20 protein-coding genes are annotated in these 23,932 nt (G+C 36.0%); all 20 read right to left on the reverse strand.

The genetic code is table 11. The features are described from left to right. Positions 1–185 precede the first annotated feature (185 nt). The 20 genes from A5819_RS05340 to recA all read right to left on the reverse strand — a co-directional run bounded on the left by A5819_RS05340 (position 186) and on the right by recA (position 23,870). A complete protein-coding gene (locus A5819_RS05340; protein WP_176271365.1) occupies positions 186–1,088 on the reverse strand; it encodes a helix-turn-helix domain-containing protein in 903 nt (300 codons plus the stop codon). 453 nt (positions 1,089–1,541) lie between these two features. After that, on the reverse strand, positions 1,542–2,141 hold the full coding sequence (locus A5819_RS05345; protein WP_086277418.1) for a response regulator transcription factor: 600 nt from the start codon (positions 2,139–2,141) through the stop codon (positions 1,542–1,544). Beyond that, positions 2,134–3,252, reverse strand: a complete 1,119-nt coding sequence (locus A5819_RS05350; protein ID WP_086277419.1) for a sensor histidine kinase — start codon at positions 3,250–3,252, stop codon at positions 2,134–2,136. The genes A5819_RS05345 and A5819_RS05350 overlap by 8 nt, the downstream gene beginning before the upstream one ends. 9 nt (positions 3,253–3,261) lie before the next feature. Further along, entirely contained in the window at positions 3,262–4,014 is a 753-nt protein-coding gene (locus A5819_RS05355) for an ABC transporter permease (RefSeq protein ID WP_086277420.1), read from the reverse strand. Beyond that, positions 4,011–4,895: an ABC transporter ATP-binding protein gene (locus A5819_RS05360; protein WP_086277421.1), complete on the reverse strand. Its 885-nt coding sequence runs from the start codon at positions 4,893–4,895 to the stop codon at positions 4,011–4,013. The genes A5819_RS05355 and A5819_RS05360 overlap by 4 nt, the downstream gene beginning before the upstream one ends. Positions 4,896–5,062: 167 nt before the next feature. After that, a complete protein-coding gene (locus tag A5819_RS05365) occupies positions 5,063–5,770 on the reverse strand; it encodes a hypothetical protein (RefSeq protein WP_086277422.1) in 708 nt (235 codons plus the stop codon). A gap of 45 nt (positions 5,771–5,815) precedes the next feature. Next, a complete protein-coding gene (locus tag A5819_RS05370; RefSeq protein WP_086277423.1) occupies positions 5,816–8,416 on the reverse strand; it encodes a YfhO family protein in 2,601 nt (866 codons plus the stop codon). A 28-nt stretch (positions 8,417–8,444) separates the two neighbouring features. Beyond that, positions 8,445–9,059, reverse strand: coding sequence for a signal peptidase I (gene lepB, locus A5819_RS05375; protein ID WP_086277424.1), 615 nt, complete (start codon positions 9,057–9,059; stop codon positions 8,445–8,447). Between the two features lie 17 nt (positions 9,060–9,076). Further along, entirely contained in the window at positions 9,077–9,628 is a 552-nt protein-coding gene (lepB, locus tag A5819_RS05380) for a signal peptidase I (protein WP_254907221.1), read from the reverse strand. Between the two features lie 106 nt (positions 9,629–9,734). Next, positions 9,735–10,400, reverse strand: a complete 666-nt coding sequence (locus A5819_RS05385; protein WP_086277426.1) for a hypothetical protein — start codon at positions 10,398–10,400, stop codon at positions 9,735–9,737. A 427-nt stretch (positions 10,401–10,827) separates the two neighbouring features. Next, a complete protein-coding gene (locus tag A5819_RS05390) occupies positions 10,828–11,901 on the reverse strand; it encodes a DUF916 and DUF3324 domain-containing protein (protein ID WP_086277427.1) in 1,074 nt (357 codons plus the stop codon). An 80-nt stretch (positions 11,902–11,981) separates the two neighbouring features. Further along, entirely contained in the window at positions 11,982–12,776 is a 795-nt protein-coding gene (locus tag A5819_RS05395) for a WxL domain-containing protein (protein ID WP_086277428.1), read from the reverse strand. Positions 12,777–12,803: 27 nt separating this feature from the next. After that, positions 12,804–13,607 carry a WxL domain-containing protein gene (locus tag A5819_RS05400; RefSeq protein WP_086277429.1) on the reverse strand — a complete coding sequence of 268 codons (804 nt, stop codon included), beginning with the start codon at positions 13,605–13,607 and terminating at the stop codon, positions 12,804–12,806. A gap of 2 nt (positions 13,608–13,609) precedes the next feature. Beyond that, the gene (locus A5819_RS05405) at positions 13,610–13,951 is read right to left on the reverse strand and encodes an LPXTG cell wall anchor domain-containing protein (RefSeq protein WP_086277430.1); all 342 of its coding nucleotides are present in this window, start codon (positions 13,949–13,951) and stop codon (positions 13,610–13,612) included. Positions 13,952–13,969: 18 nt separating this feature from the next. After that, complete coding sequence (locus A5819_RS05410) at positions 13,970–16,516, reverse strand: MucBP domain-containing protein (RefSeq protein WP_086277431.1); 2,547 nt, start codon at positions 16,514–16,516, stop codon at positions 13,970–13,972. A gap of 43 nt (positions 16,517–16,559) precedes the next feature. Beyond that, positions 16,560–17,246, reverse strand: a complete 687-nt coding sequence (locus tag A5819_RS05415) for a winged helix-turn-helix domain-containing protein (RefSeq protein ID WP_086277432.1) — start codon at positions 17,244–17,246, stop codon at positions 16,560–16,562. A gap of 237 nt (positions 17,247–17,483) precedes the next feature. After that, positions 17,484–18,644, reverse strand: a complete 1,161-nt coding sequence (locus A5819_RS05420) for a site-specific integrase (RefSeq protein ID WP_086277433.1) — start codon at positions 18,642–18,644, stop codon at positions 17,484–17,486. A 542-nt stretch (positions 18,645–19,186) separates the two neighbouring features. Next, positions 19,187–20,839, reverse strand: coding sequence for a peptide ABC transporter substrate-binding protein (locus tag A5819_RS05425; RefSeq protein ID WP_086277434.1), 1,653 nt, complete (start codon positions 20,837–20,839; stop codon positions 19,187–19,189). Between the two features lie 168 nt (positions 20,840–21,007). Continuing rightward, complete coding sequence (gene rny, locus A5819_RS05430; RefSeq protein WP_025871645.1) at positions 21,008–22,564, reverse strand: ribonuclease Y; 1,557 nt, start codon at positions 22,562–22,564, stop codon at positions 21,008–21,010. Between the two features lie 256 nt (positions 22,565–22,820). Beyond that, positions 22,821–23,870, reverse strand: a complete 1,050-nt coding sequence (gene recA / locus A5819_RS05435) for a recombinase RecA (RefSeq protein ID WP_010762249.1) — start codon at positions 23,868–23,870, stop codon at positions 22,821–22,823. Positions 23,871–23,932 lie beyond the last annotated feature (62 nt).

The following is a 23,932-nucleotide window of genomic DNA, read 5'->3' on the forward strand; positions in this document are numbered from 1 at the left end:
AATGGTAAACTAAACATGTAGCGATAAGCTACAAAAAGGCGCGCAAATCCCTTTTATGAATCTCTTAGCAGACTTCACCATGCCTATATTGCTAAGGGATTTTTTATTTATACATGGTTTAATTATATTACTATTTGCTTTCTTGTACAAAATAAACAAGAATATTCTGCCAAATTGGCAACATTCTAATATTGCTTATTGAAATGATTTCTAAAAATAATAACTGGTTCTTCATCTGTTGTAAGGATATTTTCTAATTCTAACTTTAACGCAGTAGCTAGTTCATACTCTTCAACAGAATTTAAAAAATTAATCGCTGCTTCTAACTCTTCTTTAGACGTTTGATTTTTATTTTGAACGTAAGACACCATATTCTCTAAAAATTTTAACATGATTTTATAAGGTAAATCATAATTTTCCCGTTCCTTTTTTGCTAAGTCAATATAATAGGCACACTCGCTATACTTCTTTTTTTTGATAAGCGTAGTAATCAAGTTACAAATTAAATTTGTGATAAATTCTTTTGTGGCAGCATTTCGATACTCCATGTCTTTTACAGGGAACGCTCTATTCATAAGAATATCTATTTGATCATCTCTAAATAAATAAATTGTATTAGAGAGAATAGCGTAATCATAATGAAAATAGTATTTTTTTTCATTTAAAAGAGTAAATATTTTTGCTAATTCTGTATCAGATAAAATTAGCACTTCTTTCCATTGATTGGAAAATAAAGTTTTAATGACGATATAATCAGATAATTCTTCTAGCGACATCTCTTGAGAAAAATACAACGTGTTAAAGTATGAAATAATCTTTTCTTTGGTCGTAAGATTTTTGGGATTTACCTTATATTCATACAAGAGAGTTCTCATTGTTTTTCCAACAGAATCATTATCAAAATAATTTGAAAATTCATCCAACGGTATTGATAAGTTGGTTAAAATTTCCAGTAGTTCAGAAAAGGTTAAATTTTTTCTTCCTGATTCAATTTTTGAATATACGGAAGCATCGACATATTTTAATAATTTTCGTTGCGGTAGTTCCTTCTTTTTACGTATATAAAATAGGGTCTCTTGTATATTCAAAATAAAATCATTCCTTTTTTTCTTAAATTGTATCATAATGAATATGTAAAACATAATATTCAAAATGGCAAAGGAGGTATAGCTATGATTATTTCTTCAGTCACACTTGTAACGTTGATCACAACTTTCATTTTAGTTAGTGGTTAAAATAACACTCAGAATCATCAAAGTTGATAAATGAAAGGGTATCTTCTTGACAAAAAATCAACACCTACAAAGGTAGCACCTGTATCGGTTGATACGGGCGCTATTTTTTTAATCAGAATTATGCAAAATAAGTAATTAAGTACTTCTTTATAAAATATACTCTCCAATAATAATGGATAAATTAAATAAATACATTTTATATCATGGTACTTATTGATAAACTAATCAATAAAGAACATTTTTTTACTATCTATCCATTTCCACATTTAATGCCTATTCTTATTTGCTCTAAATGTATCTTCCTAATTAAATCCAGCCTTTTTCCTTAGCAATACTTACTGCGTCAATTCGGTTTTTTGCCCCTAATTTATTCAAAATCTCTGACATATAATTTCGTACCGTTCCGCTCGTCAAAAACAACTTTCCCGCAATTTCCTTTGAGGACAAGCCCTCCCCTACTGCGAGCAATACTTCTTGTTCCCGTTCAGTCAAAGGGTTTTCTTGCTGTGAAAACAGTCCCGTTACAAGTTCAGGTGAATAAAATTTTTTCCCTTGCATCACAGCGCGGATATTTTCAATCAGCTCATCTGTCGGAGTGTCTTTTAGAAGATAACCTGATACGTTCGCTTTCACGGCACGTTCAAAATAGCCTTCTCTAGCAAACGTAGTTAAAATGATCACCTTTTGTTCTCGATACCGTAACTCTTCCGCTATATCTAAGCCCGTTTTTAAAGGCATTTCGATATCAGTCAAGCAAACATCTGGTTGATGCTTTTCAATCAGTTCCAATGCTTCCACACCATTTTTGGCGATCCCTACAACTTCTAAATCCTCTTCTAATCCCAGAATCGTTGCTAAAGCTGATGACAGTAACCCTTGATCTTCAGCGATAATTAGTCTAATCATTGATCGGCTCCTCTTTTTTATCCACAGGCACTGTGAATATCACCTTCATCCCATTTTTTTGAGTAAATTCGAGTTTTCCACAGATGCTTTCGATTCGCTCTTTTAATCCCATCAGTCCATTCCCCTGAATCGAGTCTTTCATTCCTTTACCATCATCTGCAACTGTAAAGATATAATTTACGCCACTCTTTTCAATGATGATCCTACAGTGGCTGGCTCTACTATGACGAATCACATTCGTGACACATTCACGTAAACAGTAACTCACCGTATTTTGGAGGTCTGTAGCTAGCTCGGCAGTTAACTCTTCCCCTTCTGTGGATAAAATGATTTTCGCAGCCCGTAAGCTTTTTTCAATCGTGATCATTTCTTCGGCAATCAAAACATGACGCATGCTCGAAACTATTTCCCGAACTGTTTGCAGGGTTCCTCTGGAGGTCTCTGCAACTTCTGCAATTTCTTTTTTCGCTCGTTCAGAATCTTTGTCTAGCAGTTTTCCTGCTAATTCTGTTTTGATCGTCATAATCGATAACGATTGACCTAATGTGTCATGTAAATCTCTTGCGATCCGATAACGTTCTTCTTGTTTGATCACGTATTCCATCCGCTGCGTAGACTGATACATTTGTTTCCGCAATTCCGCCTGTTTACGAATCGATCGACCAGCAAATGGAGCCGCACAGATAAAAAATCCATACACAAAAATCGTGATTTTCAAATCTTGTGTCACATATTCCGGCAATTGACTTAAACCAAACGGCACAGGTGTTAGTGTGCATAATAACGCAATATAATAATACTTAAACACGTGCTTCTTCATTGGAATAAAACCAATCATCCACGCTGGATAGATAAACAAATAGATATAACCAAAGTACATTGTATAAAACAGTGATATTCCATACATCAACGCCATCCAAAATGGAAACCACTTCCCATTAAATAAACAGTTTCGATAGGTCACCACAAAAATCCCCAGAGTAGCTAGCGCTAGTTGCTTATCAACATTATCATAGGGAAACATTGCGATGATCGGAATCAAAATAAAAATCAACCATATAAACGAAACAAAACCATCCTCTTTTGGATACAACCTAAACTTGCCAATCATAACTTACCCCTAACGTTTTATTTCTTCTTTACGACCATTCAGATATATTGATAATACCATAATTCCTACAAAATAAATGAAGATGATCAAGATTCCTTTGCTATCTGGTAATTGTCCTGCTGCTAGCTGTTTCGCACCTTGTGCTGCATAATAAGTTGGTAAGCCTGTCGCCATTTTTTGAACTATCTCTGGAAACATATCGATCGGCCACCACAATCCACTTATGATCGCAAGCGGCATCAAGATCATATTGTTCAATACACTTGCTGTGTTGGGATCTTTTACAAGACTGACAATCGTGGCTAATGCGACAATCGGTAAACAACCATATAAAATCCACAAGGCACTGAATACCCACGCGCCAAAGTCCATTTGAACACCATTTACAAAATGCCCCACTATGAAAATTACGACTAATAATAACGTATTGATCAAAAACTGGGTTAGAATTTTGCTGAGATAATAGCTTCTTTCAGGCAACGGAGATAAACGTAAAAACTGCTTCACACCTTGCTTACGATCTTCGATCAACGTCATTGAAAAAGAAAAGAGCGAGCTGATCATTACGCTATACGTCGCCATTTGAATCATACTGTCTTTGTAAAAAACAGCCAGATACTCTTCAGGAACCCCCATATTAAATACTTTTGTAAATAGCAAATAGAAACCGACCGGCATGCCTAAAGAAAAAAAGATAAAAGGTTTGCTTCTAAATAACGAGCGGTTTAAATCTGTTTTAGTTTGAATGATCAATGCGTTCATTTAGTTTCCTCCTCGACTAAGGTATTAAAGACCGTTTCTAAGTTCCCTGGGATAATCAATAGATCTCTAAATTTGATTTTGGCTACGAATAACTCAATAAGTGTTTCATCACTATTTGATGAATATAGCGTTACTTGGTCTTCCTCTTTTTCAATCGTTGAGACATACGGTAAATCTGCTAGCTTTGCTTCGTCTTCATTGTCTAACAACTGAAAGGTCAATTTATTTTGCAACATTTCAGCTTGAATACTTGCTAATGTCCCATCATGAACCAGCGTACCTTGTTTCATTAGTAAAATTCGAGTTGCGACTTTTTCAATTTCTTCCAAATAATGTGTGCTCAAGATAATTGTTTTGCCTTGTTCTTTTAGTGTATTGATTTTTTCCCAGAAAATTTTACGGCTAGTAACGTCCATTCCGGTTGTCGGTTCATCTAAAAAAAGTAGTTCTGGATTTCCAATAATGGCTAACCCAAATGTTAGGCGTCGTTTTTGTCCGCCAGATAATTTAGTCGTATAGGTATTTTGTTGTTCACTTAACCCAGTTATGTCCAGTAATTCCTCTAGAGAAAGCGGATTAGGATAGAAACTCCGGAACAGAGTTAGTAGTTCTTTGACTTTGACATTTTCTAAAGTCGTACTTTCTTGCTGCATAACACCCATTTTAAGTTTATTTTTTTTATTCATGGGATTTGCCCCTAAGAGACTGATTTCACCAGTTGTTGGCCGGATCAGTCCAGTTAAACAGTTGATCAATGTGGTTTTGCCTGCACCATTTGGACCAACCAAAGCAATGATTTCCCCTTGGTTTACGGTTAAAGAAATAGTATTTAAAATTGTTGTTTTATTAATTGTTTTTGTGAGTTTATTGACTGTGATCATTTTTTTCTCCCCTTTACTTATGTCCTTATTTTATCTGTTTATAAGGGGACTACGTTAGATGATCTTGTCATGGATTTATATGACATTTGTCATGTTCTGTCAATAAATAAAGCGAGCTTGTAGCGTAACTTAAAAAGTTATGCTACAAGCTCGCTTTATTCTGACCCTTACTCAATCGAAATTAATCCATCTATTTCTTTAACCATGTTGTTTTCGTCATAGAAGATCGTTAGAATCCGGCTGGTAGATTGTTGCTTCTTTGCTGTTTCACTATCATTATAGATTTCAATCATTTGGCTAGAACCTTCGTCCTTAGTTTGTGCCATTTTCTGCTCTGCTTGTTTCATTACCTGATCCAAGTCTGGTAATTCCATCGCTTCACCTAGTCTTCTTAAGAGTAAACGAACCGTTTCTCCTTGAAGTTTATTATCTGATGCTGAACATTGAATCACTATCGATTGCTTCGTTAAATAAACTTGTTGTTTTTGTTGATTCACTTGAAAATGGGCTTCTGCTAATCCAGTATAGTTTGGATCAGTAGTCTTTTTTCCTATAACGATCCCTCGAATCGTCAGATTCTCTGCTTCACTTTTGATTGCATACTGCACTGGGGTCTCTAACAACAATGTTTCTTGTGTTAATGCTAATGACCGCTCAAAAAAAAGCGGCATTGTTAAATCGAATTTTTCTTTCATGAGCTTGTTTGCTTCTATTTTAGATAGTTCCGGGTAATCCAATGAACTAAATAAATTTGTACGTTTTTTTGACCAGTTTGCTCCATCATTCTTCTGCTCAGAAATATTTTTTTCGATGCCCGTTTTACATCCTACAAGAAACAGTAAACAAAAGATGACTATTGCCGGAACTTTCTTCATATAATCCCCTCCAATATGCTACCATTCATCAGAACCTTGTTCACTCTAGTACTTGTTACGACGAATCAAATAATATTGATAAGCACCAAAACTAACTATACTCAAGAGAGACAAGAAGCTTCCTAGGAGCAAGCCTTGCGGTCTATAGATAAATTCCACATGGTGTCTCCCCGCGGGAATTGAGATACTTAGTAAACCATCATTGATTGTACGAATGGGAACCTTTTCTCCATCTACTTTTGCTTGCCAGCCTTTATCTGCCGGAATTGTCGTAAATAGAATTCGCTCTTTTTCTGTTGTAACCGTGGCGGTGGCCTTACGCCCTCTTACTTGAAATTTTACGCCTTTTTCTTGTGCTTTTTGTGCGGCCTTTGCATATTTTTCTGTGTTTAACATCATGACTGTTGGATCAACTAATTCCAACTGATCTGTATAATAGAATATGGCTTCCACAGTAATGTCTTGTGCGGTTTCATAATCCCCTAAAGAATAAAACTGTCCTGTTTTTGTTAATGATGTCCTCGTTTTCTGCTTGTCTGACGTAACATGTATTTCAGTACGCTCTTGTCCCCTAAAGTTTGCTGGAAATAAATCCAGATACACTTGAGAGTGAGGATTCACTGCTATTTTCCATTTGATTTTTAGCGGCTCATTTTTTTCTTTTGCCTTTAAAATCAACGTATTTTTATCATACTTAACGCCTTCCTTTAAGATCGCATTCTCTGTTTTGATTATTTCTGGAAAAGCCGTTGCATACAGCGCTTCTTCATTACCAGAGAGGGCCAACAGAAGACTGGCAGGATCATTGGCAAGTTCTTTATCATAAATTTCCTCATCCGTCAAAATCCCCATCGGCAATGCATATTGGTTTTTATACAGTTGATAGTCACCCATCGTATTTATTTTCTCAAAACCTGCTTTAGACACGTCAGTATATGATAAATTATATTTAACGCCCATCAGTGTATCCATCAAAATAGTATTATTTTGGTATCGGATAGACAAATTCGTATCATATGAGCGAAAGCCTAATGTATTCATATAGAAAGAAGAATGTCGATTTCTGATCGATGAAAACAGGCCGATGCCACTATACCCATAGCGAAAACTTTCATTAGGTGAGCTGGCTGTATTATTTTCCATACGATAAAAGGAGTCGTTTTCGTCTTTAGTCTGTTTAACTAGCTTTTGAATATCTTTATAATCTTTCTCATAACCCGACCGCTCTGCATAGCCCCAATCGCCTTGGATGCCTTTCACTAGCAATCGTGTATTCACTCCCACTTCAAAGAAAAAAATCCCCATAAATAGACAGACCAGTATCTTTGTTTGGCCTTTAACTTTATAGTTACAAAAGAAAAACACTAGATAAACTGCTAGAAAAATCAACGTTAGTATAAATGATGTATATGTCAAATAGTCGTATTGCTGACTTTTTGCTGTAACTACTCTGGTAACTGTAAATAACATCATCAACCCAAGAAAAATATTGACCACCTGTTCAAAATCTTCTTTTTTATACGCCGACCAGCCATATCCTGCCAATAATAAAATCGTAAAAGAAAATAAGAAACTGAACCTAAAAAGAAACATATTTGGCGCATGCAATCCATGCCAAAATAAATTCAGCGGTTCCACATAAAAACTAGTCGCCAATACGATCAATAACAGACCATAACAAATTTTTTTGCTTAGTAGTATCTTCTTACTTAAAAAGAAAAATAGGCCAAAAACTAGCGGTAACAATCCCACGTAAATAAACGGAATTGAGCCATAACGAGTCGTATCATAGACACCAACCATATTTTTGACCACTAGATCCCAAGGACCTGTGGCAGCTGTTTTCCAACTCTTTATAGTCGTCAACGCTTCCCCATTCGTCCGTAAGTCGACCAACGCTGGAAATAATAGCATCATAGATGCGCCTCCTGCCAGTAACGATGTCAAGAGATAACTTGGCAGGCATTTTAAATAGCGCGTACGATTTGTAAATAAGCGTACAACAAAGTAAAGAAATGAATAGACACCAATCATAAAACCAATATAAAAATTGGAGATAAACAACAAGAAATAACTGATAAATAAAAGCCAAGACTGACGTTTATCCATAATAAGGTGGATACCTAAAATAACCAAAGGAAAATAAATCAGGCCGTCTAACCACATGACCATTTCTGAATTTGCAATCGTAAATCCCATCAAAGCATAACTAACACTCAACAAAAGCTTCCCCCATCTAGGTAGGTGAAATGTTTGAGTAGAGAAAAACCAAAACGCTAGACCTGCAAAGCCGACTTTTACCAGCGTTAAATAATAAATAAAATCAGGAATATTCTGATTATCAAAAAAATAAACAAAAGGAGTAAAGATACCACCTAAATAATAGCTGATCAATGATAAATAGTTTAATCCTAATGAGCCAAACCAGGTGTAATAAATGCTCTGATCACTTTTCATCAAATTATTGAAACTAGCAAAAAAATTAGCATATTGTCCAAATCCGTCGCTAGCTAAGATACTGATTTTACTACCAGGATAAATACCGATAGAAAAATAGACACCGGCTAATATAACAATGGGCAAGACAAAACTAGCCACAGCATACCTAGTACTCCCTGAGAAAAATAGTGCTCGTTGTTTTTTCATATGTTTCCTTTCTATTCTTATCTAATTTTTAGTGCAGTCTCCCTAAACGAGTTAATGGATAATAACGATACATCGCTACACCTTCAATTTGTTTTGCGGAAACCAAGCCGAAGGAACGGCTGTCATTTGAGTGATTACGATTATCTCCTAACACAAAATAATTATCTGCGGGAATCTGTTTTAGTCCTCCCATTTTATGTGCAACAGCTCTGTTCACTGTGATTTTTATCGTTCCATCAGGAAGGTGACTAGATTTGCTACTCCCTTCAACAGAAAAAGTGGGTTGCTCCTGATTTAAAAATAGACTTGTTCCTTCTAACCAAATATAATCTCCTGGCAAACCAACCACTCGTTTTACGTAAGATTCTTTCTTTTTTTTCAATGGATCTAGCGTCACAATCGAATACCGCTTTGGTATTTCCCCTTTATTTACAAAAATCCGATCGCCATTTTCCAATGTTGGAAACATCGATGAACCATCTACAACATGGGGGCCAACTTTGATTAAAAAAAAGATGCCTAGAAATATACACAAGAAAAAAGTACCATTGGATACTAAAGCCGCGAACTGCATATATGGCTTTTTTGTTTTTTTCCGTTTTCTTGGCGCTGGTTTACTTTTATGATTAATTTTCTTATTCATCTCTCTGTCCTTTGATTTTAGTAGCTAGTCAACATATGTAACGGCCAAATCCGCATTTCTACTGTTCCAATGATCTCTTTTTCATCCACTAAGCCATAATAACGGGAATCTGATGAATAAGGTCGATTGTCACCTAACACTAAATACTTTCCTGCTGGAATTCGAGCATATTTATTATTAGGGATTTGCTGCAACCGAAAATCCGTTGTTAACAGCTCTTCATTTTGTTCCGCTCGTTTTAGTTGGCTTTGTAAAAAACGTTCCACACTTTCTTGTTGATTGATGAACAGATGATCATTCTTGTATTGGATACTTTCACCTGGCAGCCCGATCACGCGACGAATTGATTTATCTTTGCTATCGGGGACTTTAAAATAAATCAACTTGAAACGTCGAACGGTTCCAAGTCGATTTACAAAAACGCGTTCACCATCATTGACTGTAGGTGCCATACCATATCCTTCACTTTTGGGTAAAGAAAAAAGAGTCATGGACATCACAATAAAAAGAAAGAGCACGATAAAAATAGTCAATCCTATTTCTTTCCACAGCTCTTTCGTTGATTTCATTCTCTTGCTATTCGGGGATAATTTTCGGACCTGACTCCTCGAACGTTTTTTTCTATGGCTGTTATAATCATTTTTCTTCTTTTTTTTAGTCATTGGTTTCATCTGCTTATTTTTTTTGTTTCAATGCACTTTCATTGATTTTAAAATAGGTAATGATTTTACTTTGCGTTTTTTGTGCTTTTTGTAGATCATTGAGATAGGTTTCACGTATCTCTTGATTACTTAACATTTCAGCACTTTGATTATTCAGATTTAGGCCTAATTCTTTGACCTGATTATAATACCGAGTCAATAGTCGTTGCCCTTCTTCTGTCAAACGGCCATCAGCGCCACGCATCCCGAAACTAGAAAGCTTTGCCGCTAATTCTCTTAAGTTATTTTCAGATTTCTCTGAATTGTGGCTTTCACTCAACGCATCGATTTGATTTTTGGTTTCATTGAGTAAATAATAACCTTGAACGATCCCTTCTGAATCTCTTTCACCTAAATTCGTTGCCTGATAATAACGAGCGTAAAAGGCTGTACTACTTAAGATACCAACAAGAACTACACAAATTACTAAGCCCCAACGCTGTTTCTTACGTTTACCTTTGACTTTTTTCAATGTTCGTCTGATCTTTTTACGTTTCCGGGTATTTTTTGTTTTAATTCTTGTAAGTTGCTGAATTTTTTTTCCTGTACTAAAAAGGAAAAAAATACTAAATAAAGAAAATAGTGCAAAGAGGATAGCACTTGATAGTGTTCCAATAAATACCCAATCCAGTAATGACATACTTCTATCCTCCTAATATAAAAGCGTAGCAGGCTTGATCAACTCTGACAGGAAAATAGGAAAAATCGATTGTGGTGTTCTTTACCACAAACTATTTTTATCTTTTTCCCCAAGAGTTAGCCTGAGAAGCTAGATAACAATAAAAGCGTAGTGGGCTCGTTTAGTCTCGTAGAAAAATAGGAAAATATGTTTGTGACGCTTTTCGTCACAGGCAGATTTTGTCTTTTTTCCTAGAGACTAGCCCACGCAGCTAGATAACAGTAAAAGCGTAGTGGGCTCGTTTAGCTCCGACTGGAAAATAGGAAAAATCGATTGTGGTGTTCTTTACCACAAACTATTTTTATCTTTTTCCCGAGGAGTTAGCCTGCGCAGCTAGATAACAATAGGGTGACAACATTCCCCACACTTCACCTTATCCTTTTCAACATCAGCTTTTTTTCCGCCCAGTTGTTTTTCTTTTCTTCTTATTTTTCTTTTTATTTATGATGCGAACTATCACAAATATAATCAAGATCACTACAAGAACACCTACAATAATCATTACAATCAATTGCCAGTTGATTCGGTTTTCTTGTAGTAGACTGACATCCTCTTGGTTGAACTTATCAGCTTCTTCATCTGTGATGATAAAATTTTGTTCCCATTCCCACTTCTCACCAGTCTTAGCCGATACTAAAATATGGGCACGATAATCTCCTGGCACCATTTTTTCACCATTCATTGATACAGGGAAATTGATTTTAGAATTGGGTGCCATCCGCATTTTTGTCTGCTTTGTTTCATATAGAACTTCATCCGATTTTTGTCCCATTATTTGAACATCTACTGCCATGTTATCTAAATAAGCAGGTTGTGTATTGGAAAAATCGATAACAATTGTATTTCGATAATTTTTTAGATCCGCATAGACTTTATTTAATTCTAGATCGGGTTTGATTTTTTTGTCTGTTTCAGTCAATAACATTCCGACTAAATAGGCATATTTATTCTTGATCATACCTGCTTGTTTTTCCGAAGCTTGGTCCCTTTGAATCATATAAATACCACCTGAAATAACACCATCAAAGGTTGTTTCAGGCATCGTTATTTCTAGTTGATAGTCGATTGTTTGTTGGGGCGGGATCACTACGGATTCTTGCCCTTTTACAATTTCAGCAAAGTCATATTTTAACGATGAATCTTTTTCTAAGCTTGAAGGACCATTTTCTAAAACACCATTACTATTAGTTTTTGTCCCATTTAAACTGATATCGACTGTAATTTCCTTCTCTGAGCTGTTACTCATTTGAATAATAGCTGTTTGTTTTTGAGCTGGTTTCATTCTTAAATCAAAGTAACTTACTTCTTTATGTTGATTGTCTGGGTAGATCACTTTATAGGTAAATCCACCACTAGCAGTTTGTTCACTTTCTTTATCTGCCAACACACTATTCGGTAATATAAAGAAAGCTATTGCTATGTATAGGATACTCATTACCCAATTGATTATTCTTTTCTTCATTTTTTTGCCTTCTTTCAAAGAGAACAGGGCTCATCACAGTGATAACATGGATGAGCCTGTTCCAAACATACTTTTATGATTTATTCGCCAGTCTCAGGTACTTCCGGAGCACGTGTATCTGCAATAGTCCAAGTGATTGTTGATGTGTACTCACTTGCTGTTGATAATTTGTTATTTGCTGCTGGAATCCAAAGTTTTACTGATTTATCTGCATTGCTATCAGCAATTTTACCGAAAACTAAATCAAAACGACCAAATCCTTTATCATCCGCATCTTGATTTACAAATTCAGAAGGAGTTGTTCCATCTGTAGCTAATACTTTTGTTGTTGGTGCTGCTGCAGAGTTAATTTGACCAGCATCGCCTGTTGTTGTTAAACGGATGTTATCATATGTGATCGTAGCTGCTTTCAATTCTTTACCCGCTGTATTCGTGAAAGTTGTTGCTTTGGCAGTTAAAGTGTATTTGTTTGGTTTATCATCTGCACGTTCATCTTTAAAGGTGACAAAGTTAGGCATTTCAACTTCGTTTGCTTCATTGTCTTTTTCTGTTGTTTTAAAGATTTTTGCATAGTATTCCCAGCCACCTGCTGTTGCTGAAGTGATTTCATTTGTACCAAAATCAAGTGGTGAAATAGCAATTACTTTCAATGGACCATTATCCGTATTTCCAGTTGGTTCTGTGATTTCAGGACCGTCTGTTTCTGGCGGTGTCACAGTATCCGTTCCAGTACCTTCTTGAGTAAATTTCACTTTACCTGTTGATGAGTGAACTTTTTCATCTCCGCCGTCTGCTTTTGTTGCTGATGGTAAAGCAAGTCCGATTCCGACTGCTGTTAATAACGCTACTCCGCATAATTTGTGTGTTAATTTCATTTCTGTTTCCTCCCAAAATGTTTTTATTTATGGCAACTCAGATAATATCCAAGTTAACATCGTTTGATAGTGGACTGGGTCCTTTTTTGTTTTACCTGGTATGGTTAAAGAGACTGCACTATTTTGATAAATCGGCTGATTGTTGAAAGCCGCATCTATAAATGGCTGTCCATGTTGGTCGATTCTGGGGCTTAGAGTATCTTTTCGCCCCTGACCATTGTCGATCGAAGCACCGAAAATGATCGACCATGTTCCTTCCCCAGTACCTGGTCGTGCCTGTGCTAAGTCGTAGGTCTCACCAATATTATTGATATGGATCACTTCTTTGGAGACACTTGGGGCATACCCTGCACTATTGACTGAATTCGTCCACGATTGATCAAAAGAAATCACTGCCCCTTTTAACTCTTTATTTTTCGTAGACTCATTCCTTAATTGATTTTCTTGGCGGACTTGCAAGGTCCAACCGCTCCCTTTCTCCCGGTAATCCGAGAGTTGTACAAAATTTCCCCTTGCACCTGTTCCGTCTAAAAATAACTGTGCATTTGCATAATACACCTGATCTTTTTCTGAGATCTCGTTATTCCAAAAACTTAACTGAGGAACAAATTCAAATCTTAATGGCCCATCGGTTGTAGGACTTGGCCCGGGATCTACACCTTTATTAGGATGTTCTGGATCAACAACCCCTTTAGGATATTCTCCAGTAAACTGAATTTTTCCATTTTCCGAATGACTAAGTGGCTCAGCATTCACATTTAGTGGTTGTAAAAAGGATAATGTCATGACTACAAATGATAATTGGAGTATTGTACTGTTCTTTTCCAACATGTTTACCCTTCCTTCCCATTTTTTGTTTGCTGATTCTTTTTACGTTTCCATAAAATAAACAACACAACCAAAAGAATAAGAATGGCGCCGCTGATTACTAAACTTTTTTTCACTAATTCTCCTGTTGAAGGGTATCTACCTTTAGGTTTTATAGAGCTGTCTGGTTGCGTTACCGTTGTCGTCGATTCTATTGAGCTGCTATCCGTACTAGCTTCATAAAAACCAATACCTGCGTTCGTCTGAACTTGACCTATTTCTTCAGCATGAACCGGCGTATAACAACCCAAACCAATGCCAATACAGAGAACAGAGGTCAATAGGAAATATACTGCTTTTTGTTTCATTGATTTTCCCTCCATTGTCTAATAAGCCTCTTCTACACGCCAAATCAGTGTTGTTTCATACTCGCCGATTACTTTCACTGCCCCAGAGGGAACATCCAAGCGAAGCCCTTGTTTATCTGGTCCCCATGTCTTAGTTGAAACATTGTATTGACCAGAAGCTTCATGTTTTGTCCGCAATACTTCTTGGGCATCGACAGATAGTGTTTTTTTATCTGTTGCTGTTTGATAACTTAAAACACCATTCAGTACATGAGTAGGACTGTCAGGAATACTTAGCTCGCCCTCTAACTTGACTGATAGCTTCCAACTATCTAGATTTTTACGATTATCCCAAATAACTAATGGTTGATCATAGGAAGGATTAGCATCCTTTGTGCCCTTCCAACTGACTTCATGACTACCAAAATCAATTTCCGTTGGCCCAGAATAAATAGATAACGTTCCTTGGAATGTGTAGGTTACTTGCGTACCATTCGCCTCGATCAATACTGCCGTTTCATTTGTTGGGCGTCCTGAAGTTTCCAACAAATATCGTTTAGTAAGAACTTCCGTAATAGCTTCTTTTACTTCTTGGTCTTTCGTTAAATCTACTTTTTCGCCGATTGTTTTTTCTTTTACTAATGCTTCATGTAATTTGCCATTAGCTTCATCTACAAATTGAATCGTCAAATTGGCTTTCGCTTTTTTGTAGTAAAAATAAACATCTTGTGGCGTTTCCTGAACTGTTCCTGACGCATTTCCTTCTGTCCGATCATATAGATAATCGGCAATAGTGATAGGTGTTTCATTATAGACTGTCCCAACTTTTTGATTGATTGTTTTAGGAGCTGCTAAATCAGCTTTATTTTCGTCGACATAATGAATCGTTACGTGTCCTTTTATTAAAGGGATGTTCACGATTACTGGATTAGATGAAGACCCAACTTCATTTACTGAAGAAAGGTAATCAAATGTCGTTTTTAGTTGAACATCATTTTGGCTGCTTGTAACTGTTGCCTCTAAACTTAGCTCATAAGGAACATCTGCGCGTGAAAACGCTAGATTGGAAATGATTAATTGATTATTTACTTGTTGGATCGACGTTTCAGGTATTTTCACCCCATCTAAAGCCAATGTCCCTGCTCTATAGGTCAATCCCTCAGCTAAATTTACTCTCATCTTCGTTCCATCTGTACTCATAATGCTATTTCCATCAAAAATAATCGTATCTTTTAGTTTCAACGTGTCGTTTTTCTTAGCATCCACGGTTTCTTGCAGTGCACTATTTTGAGTAAGATTTTCTATCTGCGCTGTTTGTTCAATGTCTCCTGGTAATTGTGTAATCGCTATGGCATTTTCCTCGTAAGATCCACCTGTAGATCCAGTAAAGCCCCAATAAACTTCTGTGCCACCAAATTTTGTATTCAGATCAGGAATCCGATACGAGTCTGAACCTACTCCAGAAAGTGTGTAAGATAAGGTCTGAGTAGCAGAATTCCATATAACATCTAGTGTTCTCCATGTATCATTCGATAAATATTCAGGTGATAAAATCCAGCTGTGATGCTGACCCGTATAGCTATTATTTTGTAGTCCAGGTGTAACAAATGCCACATGACCTTTTTTACCGTTTTCACCAACTTCTCGATCCATACGATTACTTGATCCATTATTAAAATAAGTATCAAATTCGATCGATAACCCTCTTTGAACGTATGGATTTCCAGAACGACCACCATAATACGCACCTAATCCCATACCAGAAGAGCCAATAACAGCTGTAGGGGTTGTTGCCATTCTAGGATCATTTTGTAGTGTGAAGGTAATTCCATCCCCGGCACTTGCTCCTCTATTTCCTAAATATAAATAGGATTTCAGGTGAAAATCTTTTTTTAGATTTAATTTTTGTTGAGACCAGATCGCTCCGATCTGGCTACCCATATTTTTTGTGACCCGCAAAACTTTTCCATTATTGATCAGTTCTGGGCCTGTCCCAATTGGCGCTCGAAAAACATCCAACAATGGTAGACTATCAACCGGCGGTGTAGTTGCATCTCTTGTCAATGCTCTTGATTGTTTCAGCGGTTTTGCTTCTTGTTCTACCGATTGCATTTCTTTCATTTTAGCTGGAGTGAAATCAACGTTTTTTTCGGCCAAAACCACTTGCTGATCCCCCAAAAGATTGATTTTACCTGAATTTCCAGTTGCTTCTTGCTCTACTGAAAAAGACAAAACAAGTTGTTTTGTACCGCCCTCTATAAGCAATTTTTTATTCTTTTGTTCTTTTAAATCTGTTACCACAAGTTTTCCATCAAAGGTTGAATCAGCACCATTTTCTATTGCTTCATCTTCGATATATTTGAGACCTTCCGTTTCCAGTATTAAACTTTGTTTCTCCGTATTGCCGATAGTTAAAACAACCGTTGCGCAGCTTGAGTCTGTTTGGGTAGATATATCGATTTTAACTTGATCATTTGCCTGTTCCGCCGCTTTGATCGGTGAAAATGACTTGATCATAAATAGGATACTGATCACTGAAAAAAATGCCATGATCCAACCAATCACCACTATTTTTCTTTTTTTCATTTTTTGTTGTCCCCTTTCAAAAAAGGTAGTTACATATTTCCTATTATTCGTTGCAAAGTAAGTATCCTCTTGACCTGACTGTTTTTATAAAGACGGGACTTGAAGCCTCTCTCTCTATTTTTTCTCTAATATGGAACATAATATTAGCGATCCTGTATTTTTCATTATTATATTTTTGATGCCAGACCGCTTCAAAAATTTCTTCATATGTTACGGTGTTCCCCATATTATCTGCAAGAACTTGCAATGTTCTATATTCTAAATTTGTTAGTGGCGTCGTCGGTTTTCCTCCAATTCTCATTACTTGGTTTCTGCTATCTAACGTAAATGAATCATTTTCTGTATCCAAACCTAGCGGTATTCCAGGTTGCTCCAACTGGTTTCTTTTCAATGCATTTGTTATAGTTAATCGGAAAATGTCTGAAGTCTGATTATCATCAAAAATACTATCTGCACCTAATTGGAGAAAAACTACCTTGCTGATGTTATTCATTTTTTGTGCAGCAATCCAAATGAAAGCATCTGATTGCTCTCTTATTTTTAAAATCAATTCACTAGCTTCACAAATAATGTCATCATTTGTGCCAAAAATAATGATACCGTCGATTGATTGTGAAAGTTGCCCGATCCTATTTTGATCAAGTTTTTCGATTAAGCATTCTTTTTCGATTGAATGTATGTATTTTTCTTTATCAAAATCTGACAGCTTTATATAGCCTATGTGATACATTTATTCTCCCCCTGTTCCAAATACATAATTACTTACTAGATATGAATCTTCACCCTTTCTTCTATTATTAGGTCTTTAAACATTTTCAATATATTTCACACTAAAAAACTGTAATCTAATTTCTTTATCTTTATTGTTTGACAATAAAGAACACCTTAAAAATACCTTGAAAATACTGAGTATATTATAAAATTGACGACTTTCATGACGGCGTATAAAATCAAAAAAAGTCGTGAGCTAGCCCACGACTTTTTTTAATTTATTAGTATCTATGAAATTTTGAGAGGAGGAAGATAGCAGATAGTCCATTGCTGAAATAGCGGCTCTTCGATTTTCTAACATGGAATCTGTATATGTATCTAGCGTCATCTTTACTGATGTATGTCCAAGTAAACGACTCAAACTTGCAATATCAGCACCATTCTCCAAACAACGAGTGGCAAAAGTATGTCGTAATGAATGAAAGTGTATATTTTCCAACCCAGCCATATGAAGCATTCGTTTAAAACGATAGTTGATCAGTCGTGGTTCGATTATTTTTCCATTATCAGCAACAACGTATTCACAGTTTTTTTGTTTTTGCTTATCTAATAAATATTTTTTTAAGTTTGGTGATAATGGAATAACTCTTTTTGAACTGTCAGTTTTTGGTGATCCCTCGATAAGTTGTGTTTTCTTTTTTTCATTTGTCGTTCTACTTATCCTGTAGACCGTTCGCTGAACCTGGATCGTCTCCTTATCAAAATCAATATCCTCCCACTTTAATCCACTGATTTCACCAATTCTCATGCCAGAGTATAAAGCTAAAATTACGGGCGAACAGCTTTGGGATTGAAAAGCAATCAGCTCTAATTTACGTTGGTCTTTGATTGTTAATGCTTTTACAGACTTTATTTTGACCTTTGGCAGCGTACTTCCAATACAAGGATTTTGGCTAATATACCCCTTTTTTTCTGCTTCACACAAGCAAATTTTTAAAATATGGAAAATATTCCTTATATACCCAGAAGATAATTGTAATTTCTCTAAATATTCGATAAATTCTTGGATATCATTCGAATCAATTTTAATTAATTTTTTTTTATTAAAATAAAACAATAAGTAGTTGTTGATGATCCCAGAATAAACCGAAAAAGTAGTAGGTTTAACGATCTTTTTTAAATATTTTTCTTTCCAAAATAATAGCCAATCAGAAAAATCACCATAATAAATTTTTCTACAGTTTTGTTTACCAACGTATTGAGCTTTTAATACTACCAACCGTTCTTTAACTTCTGTATATTTTTTTCCATAAACATAGCCATATTGAATTTTTCCGTCAGGAGTGCGGTTTTTGATATAACGCCCTTCCCAACGCCCATCTTTTCGTTTATAAATATTTTCTCCTTTTTTTGACATATTGATTTCCTCCAAGTTTTTGACGGTATTTTTGACGGCTTATCTTTATAACACCCTTCAAAGCCTATTCTATCAATATTTTCTTATATAAATGATAGATATAATTGTTAATAATTCTCTAATTTTTTGTATTTAAAAACAAAAAATGAAAATAATATTTTTTATCCCCCCATTGACTTAATCATGTTTTAACATTAGAATCGTAATTATAGTAGAATTATTTTTTTCTATTTATTGCTCTATTCTATATTGTCAAACAATAAAGAAATTTAAATCATATTATAAATAATTATATTTTTGAAACTGATTTTTCACCCTGCGTATTTATTTTAACGCATATACATTACAAAGCTATTTATTTTTTTATTTTCCATAAATTTTATGTTTTTTGAATCAAAAATAATCTGATAAAACAAAACTTTTCTTTATTTTGTTTTATCAGATTATTTTTTCTACTAAAAAAGAGATGAGGCTGAACTGTAAAGTTCTGTCTCATCTCTTTTCATTAAAGTAATGTTGAATTACTGTTATTTATTTGTTTATTAATCTTCAATATACGTCCATTTAAAGTCGTATTTTGCCCCAGTTGAATGATAGACAACATCTTTAACTTTTTCAGAGCGAAGATGTGCTTCAGCTTTTTGATACAATGGAATAACACCCATATCATCCATTAATATTTTCTCTGCATCCAACATATCTTGCCAGCGTGCTTCTGGGTTATTTGCATTTGTTGTTGCAGCACTTTCAACTAGTTTGTCATATTCAGGGTTTGAATAATGACCTCTATTATAAGAGTTATCTGTTGTAAATAGATCTAAGAAACTACTTGGATCAGCATAATCCGCCCCCCAAGCGCTAACAGCAATTTGGAAGTCGCCTTTATTTGAACGATCTAAGCGAACTGAGAAAGGTACAGGACTAACAGATACTTTTAAACCTTCTAATGTATCAGACAATGAACCTTGAAGATACTCAGCCATTTTCTTCGCATTGTCGGTATCATCGATCAATAAATCGATTGATACTGTAGAAACACCTAATTCATCTTTGGCTTTTTTCCATGATTCTTTGGCTTTATCAACATTGTAGGTTACTTCGTCACCTAGCTCTTTAGCGAAGTCTTCATCTGTTTTGGGATCTGCCGCTAAACCTTCTGGAACTAATCCCATTGGAACAGCTGAACCATTCGCTAAAATTTGTTCAACTAACGCTTTACGATCAATTGCATAAGATAATGCTTTACGTAAATTTACATTTCGGTAAGGTGAGTTTTCTTCTCTTTGATTTGGTTCAAGATAGAATGTTGAAGCACCTTTTAAAATAATATAGTTCGGCTCGTTTTTCATTTGTTGCGCTAACTCACCAGATAACGGTACTTCATCAGCTTGTCCATCTTGGAACAAGTTCAATGACGTTGGCGCTTCTTTCACAACATCGATTGCTACTTTGTCTAGTTTAACAGTATCTTTGTCCCAGTATTTATCATTTTTTGAGTAAGACCAGCTTGTATCTGTTCCAGGTCCATCAAAATCAGTTAAGGTAAATGGACCATTGTAGACTGATTTGTCACTAGCTGTTGTATAGTCTTTACCATATTTTTCAGCAATATCTTGTCTTTGCGGTAAAAATGATGGGAAAGCCAATAAGTAATCAAAGTACGGTGTTGCTTTTTCTAATGTAATTTCTAATTCATAATCACCTACTGCTTTTATCCCTAACTCTTCTTTTTTCATTTCGCCCTTAGAGATTTTTTCAGCATTTTTTACAGAATTGAACATGTATGCATATTCTGACCCAGTTGCTGGATCAACCGTTCTTTGCCAGCCATAAACAAAATCTGCAGCTGTTACTGGTTTGTCGTCAGTCCACATAGCATCTTCTCTTAATTTCACTTTATACGTTAGACCATCTTCGCTAACTTCTGCCTTTTCGGCAGCTCCAGCTGGTTGAGGTTTATTATCTTTATCTAAACGATAAATTCCTTCATAGACATTATTTAAGGCTACAAAACTTACTTCATCTGTCGCTAATGAAGGATCTGCACTTGGCATTTCTTGTCTTTCAATGTATCTAAATACTTTTTCTTCGCTACCAGACCCACCGTCGGCATTTTTAGAATTCCCGCCACATGCAGCTAAGGCAATACTTGATAAAGCAATCAAGCCTAGTAAGGCACTTTTCTTTAATTTCATCTAAAAAACCCCCAATTTTAATAAAAGCTACAAAGAATATATCAAAGTTCTATGTTAGCCACTATTAAAACACCACGACAGGTTTAGTAAAAATATTCTGAATTTTTTCTAATGTAAACTAAAAAAAGAAGCAACTCACCTTAAGGCGTTGCTTCTTTCATTCATTACTTATTTAGCATAATCAACTGCACGTGTTTCACGGATAACAGTCACTTTGATGTGTCCTGGGTAATCCAAGTCGTCTTCGATTTTCTTACGAATATCTCTTACTAAACGAACAGCTTCTAAATCTGTGATTTCATCTGGTTTGACCATGACGCGAACTTCACGTCCTGCTTGTACAGCGAAACTAGATTCAACGCCTTCAAATCCATTAGAAATATTTTCTAAGTTTTCTAAGCGGCGAATATAGTTTTCCATTGATTCGCTACGAGCGCCTGGTCTAGCAGCTGATAAAGCATCTGCTGCCGCCACTAATACTGAAATAACAGACGTTGCTTCAACATCACCATGATGTGAGGCAATTGCATTAATAACTGTTGAGTTTTCTTTGTATTTAGCAGCTAATTCAGCACCGATTTCGACGTGAGATCCTTCAATCTCATGATCCAATGCTTTACCAATATCATGTAGTAAACCTGCACGTTTTGCTAATTGGATATCTTCGCCTATTTCTGCGGCCAAGACACCAGTTAATTTAGCCACTTCGATTGAGTGATTCAATACGTTTTGACCATAACTTGTACGGAAACGCAATCGACCTAAAATCTTGATCAAATCTGGATGTAACGTATGAGCACCAACTTCAAAAGCTGCTTGCTCTCCGTATTCACGGATTCGTTCGTCCATCTCCTTACGAGACTTTTCAACCATTTCTTCAATACGGGCTGGATGAATCCGGCCATCTTGAATCAATTTTTCTAGTGTCATACGAGCAATTTCTCTACGAATTGGGTCGAATCCTGAAAGTACCACAGCTTCCGGCGTATCATCAATAATCAAATCGATTCCTGTTAAAGTCTCTAATGTACGAATGTTACGTCCTTCACGGCCAATGATTCTTCCTTTCATCTCATCATTTGGTAAGCTAACAACAGAAACAGTTGTTTCAGAAACTGAATCCGCCGCACAACGTTGAATCGCTAAAGAAAGTAAATTTTTCGCTTTTCTATCTGATTCTTCTTTTGCACGTTGTTCAGATTCTTTGACCATTACGGTTAACTCATGACTTAGTTCTTCTTCTGTTGATTTCATGATGATATCTTTTGCTTCGTCTTTAGATAGTGAAGCAATACGTTCTATTTCTTGGTGTTGCTTTTCAACTAGTTCTTCTACATCTTTTTCTCGCTCATCAATTAATTGCTGTCTAGCACCAAGTTTCTCTTCTTTTTCTTCCAGTGAGTTTTCACGTTTTTCAAGAGAGTCATCTTTACGATCTAATGTTTGTTCTCTTTGTAGTAAACGATTTTCTTGAGATTTAAGTTCTACTTTGCTTTCTTTCAACTCACTTTCAATTTCTGAACGATACTTCTGGTTTTCTTCCATAGCTTTTAATAAAGCTTCTTTTTTCAGAGTCTCTGCTTCTTTATTCGCACTTTCGATTATGCCTTCTGCAGAGGACTTTGCACCATCTATAGCCTTTTCATGACGTGATTTTGCAACGACTAACCCTAAACCAAGACCGACAACTAAACCGATGATAGCGAGGAGAATTCCTAAAACCATTGTTTCCACCTCCGTACTATCTTCAATTTTTCAATATTCATGTAGTTTTCTGATAAACTATAATCAATTATCAATATGCCTACTTGCATACGTGTTTAGCACACAACTTTATTCTAATGTTTGTACACCAGTGTGTCAACTTAAAAAAGCCCTTTCCGGTTGAAAGAGCTCTGATGCTGAAAAGAATCCCAACTACATAAAAAAGCAAACCAATAAAAAGCTGTGAACAGCTCTCATTGGTTTGCTTTGTTTGATCTTATTCTTCGTCAAGTGGAAGTTCTTCTTGTGCTTGTTCTTCTTCAACGATTGCGGTTCCATCACCGATACCGAATGCATCACGAACACGTTTAGAAACTTCTTCTACCATTTCAGGATGTTCAGTCATGTAAACTTTAACATTTTCACGACCCTGACCAATTCGTTCTTCTTTATAGCTATACCACGCGCCGCTCTTGTCAACAATGTCTTTTTCAACAGCCATATCAAGTAATTCACCTTCTTGAGAAATCCCTTGGCCGTACATGATGTCAACTTCAGCTACTTTAAATGGCGGTGCTACTTTATTTTTTACAACTTTGATTTTTGTCCGGTTACCAATAATGTCTGTTCCTTGCTTCAATTGTTCAGCACGTCTTACTTCTAAACGAACTGTTGCATAGAATTTCAAGGCACGTCCACCAGGTGTTGTTTCTGGGTTACCAAACATAACCCCAACTTTTTCACGGATTTGGTTGATGAAGATCGCAATCGTCTTCGTCTTGTTGATTGAACCTGAAAGCTTACGTAAGGCTTGTGACATCAAACGTGCCTGCAACCCAACGTGACTTGCACCCATTTCGCCATCGATCTCTGCACGAGGTACTAGCGCCGCTACAGAGTCAATTACGACGATATCGATCGCACCACTTGAAACTAACGCATCTGCAATCTCTAATCCTTGTTCACCAGTATCGGGTTGTGAAAGAAGTAATTCATCAATATTAACCCCTAAAGCTTGTGCATATTGAGGATCTAACGCATGCTCTGCATCGATAAATGCAGCCGTGCCACCTTGTTGTTGCACAGAAGCGATTGCATGTAAAGCAACCGTTGTTTTACCAGAACTTTCTGGTCCATACACTTCAACGATCCGTCCACGAGGATAACCGCCGACACCTAAAGCCACATCCAATGCTAGAGAACCACTAGGGATCGTCGAAATTTGTTGATCGATCTTCTCCCCTAATTTCATTACTGAACCTTTACCAAAGTTCTTTTCGATTTTTTTTAGTGCGGCATCTAAGGCCACTTTACGATCATCTGCCAATCGATAATCCTCCTTATATATAAACGATTTAAATTCCTTTTCAATAAATATATCATAACTGG

Source organism: Enterococcus sp. 7E2_DIV0204 (genome assembly GCF_002140855.1).
Taxonomy (GTDB): domain Bacteria; phylum Bacillota; class Bacilli; order Lactobacillales; family Enterococcaceae; genus Enterococcus_L; species Enterococcus_L lemimoniae.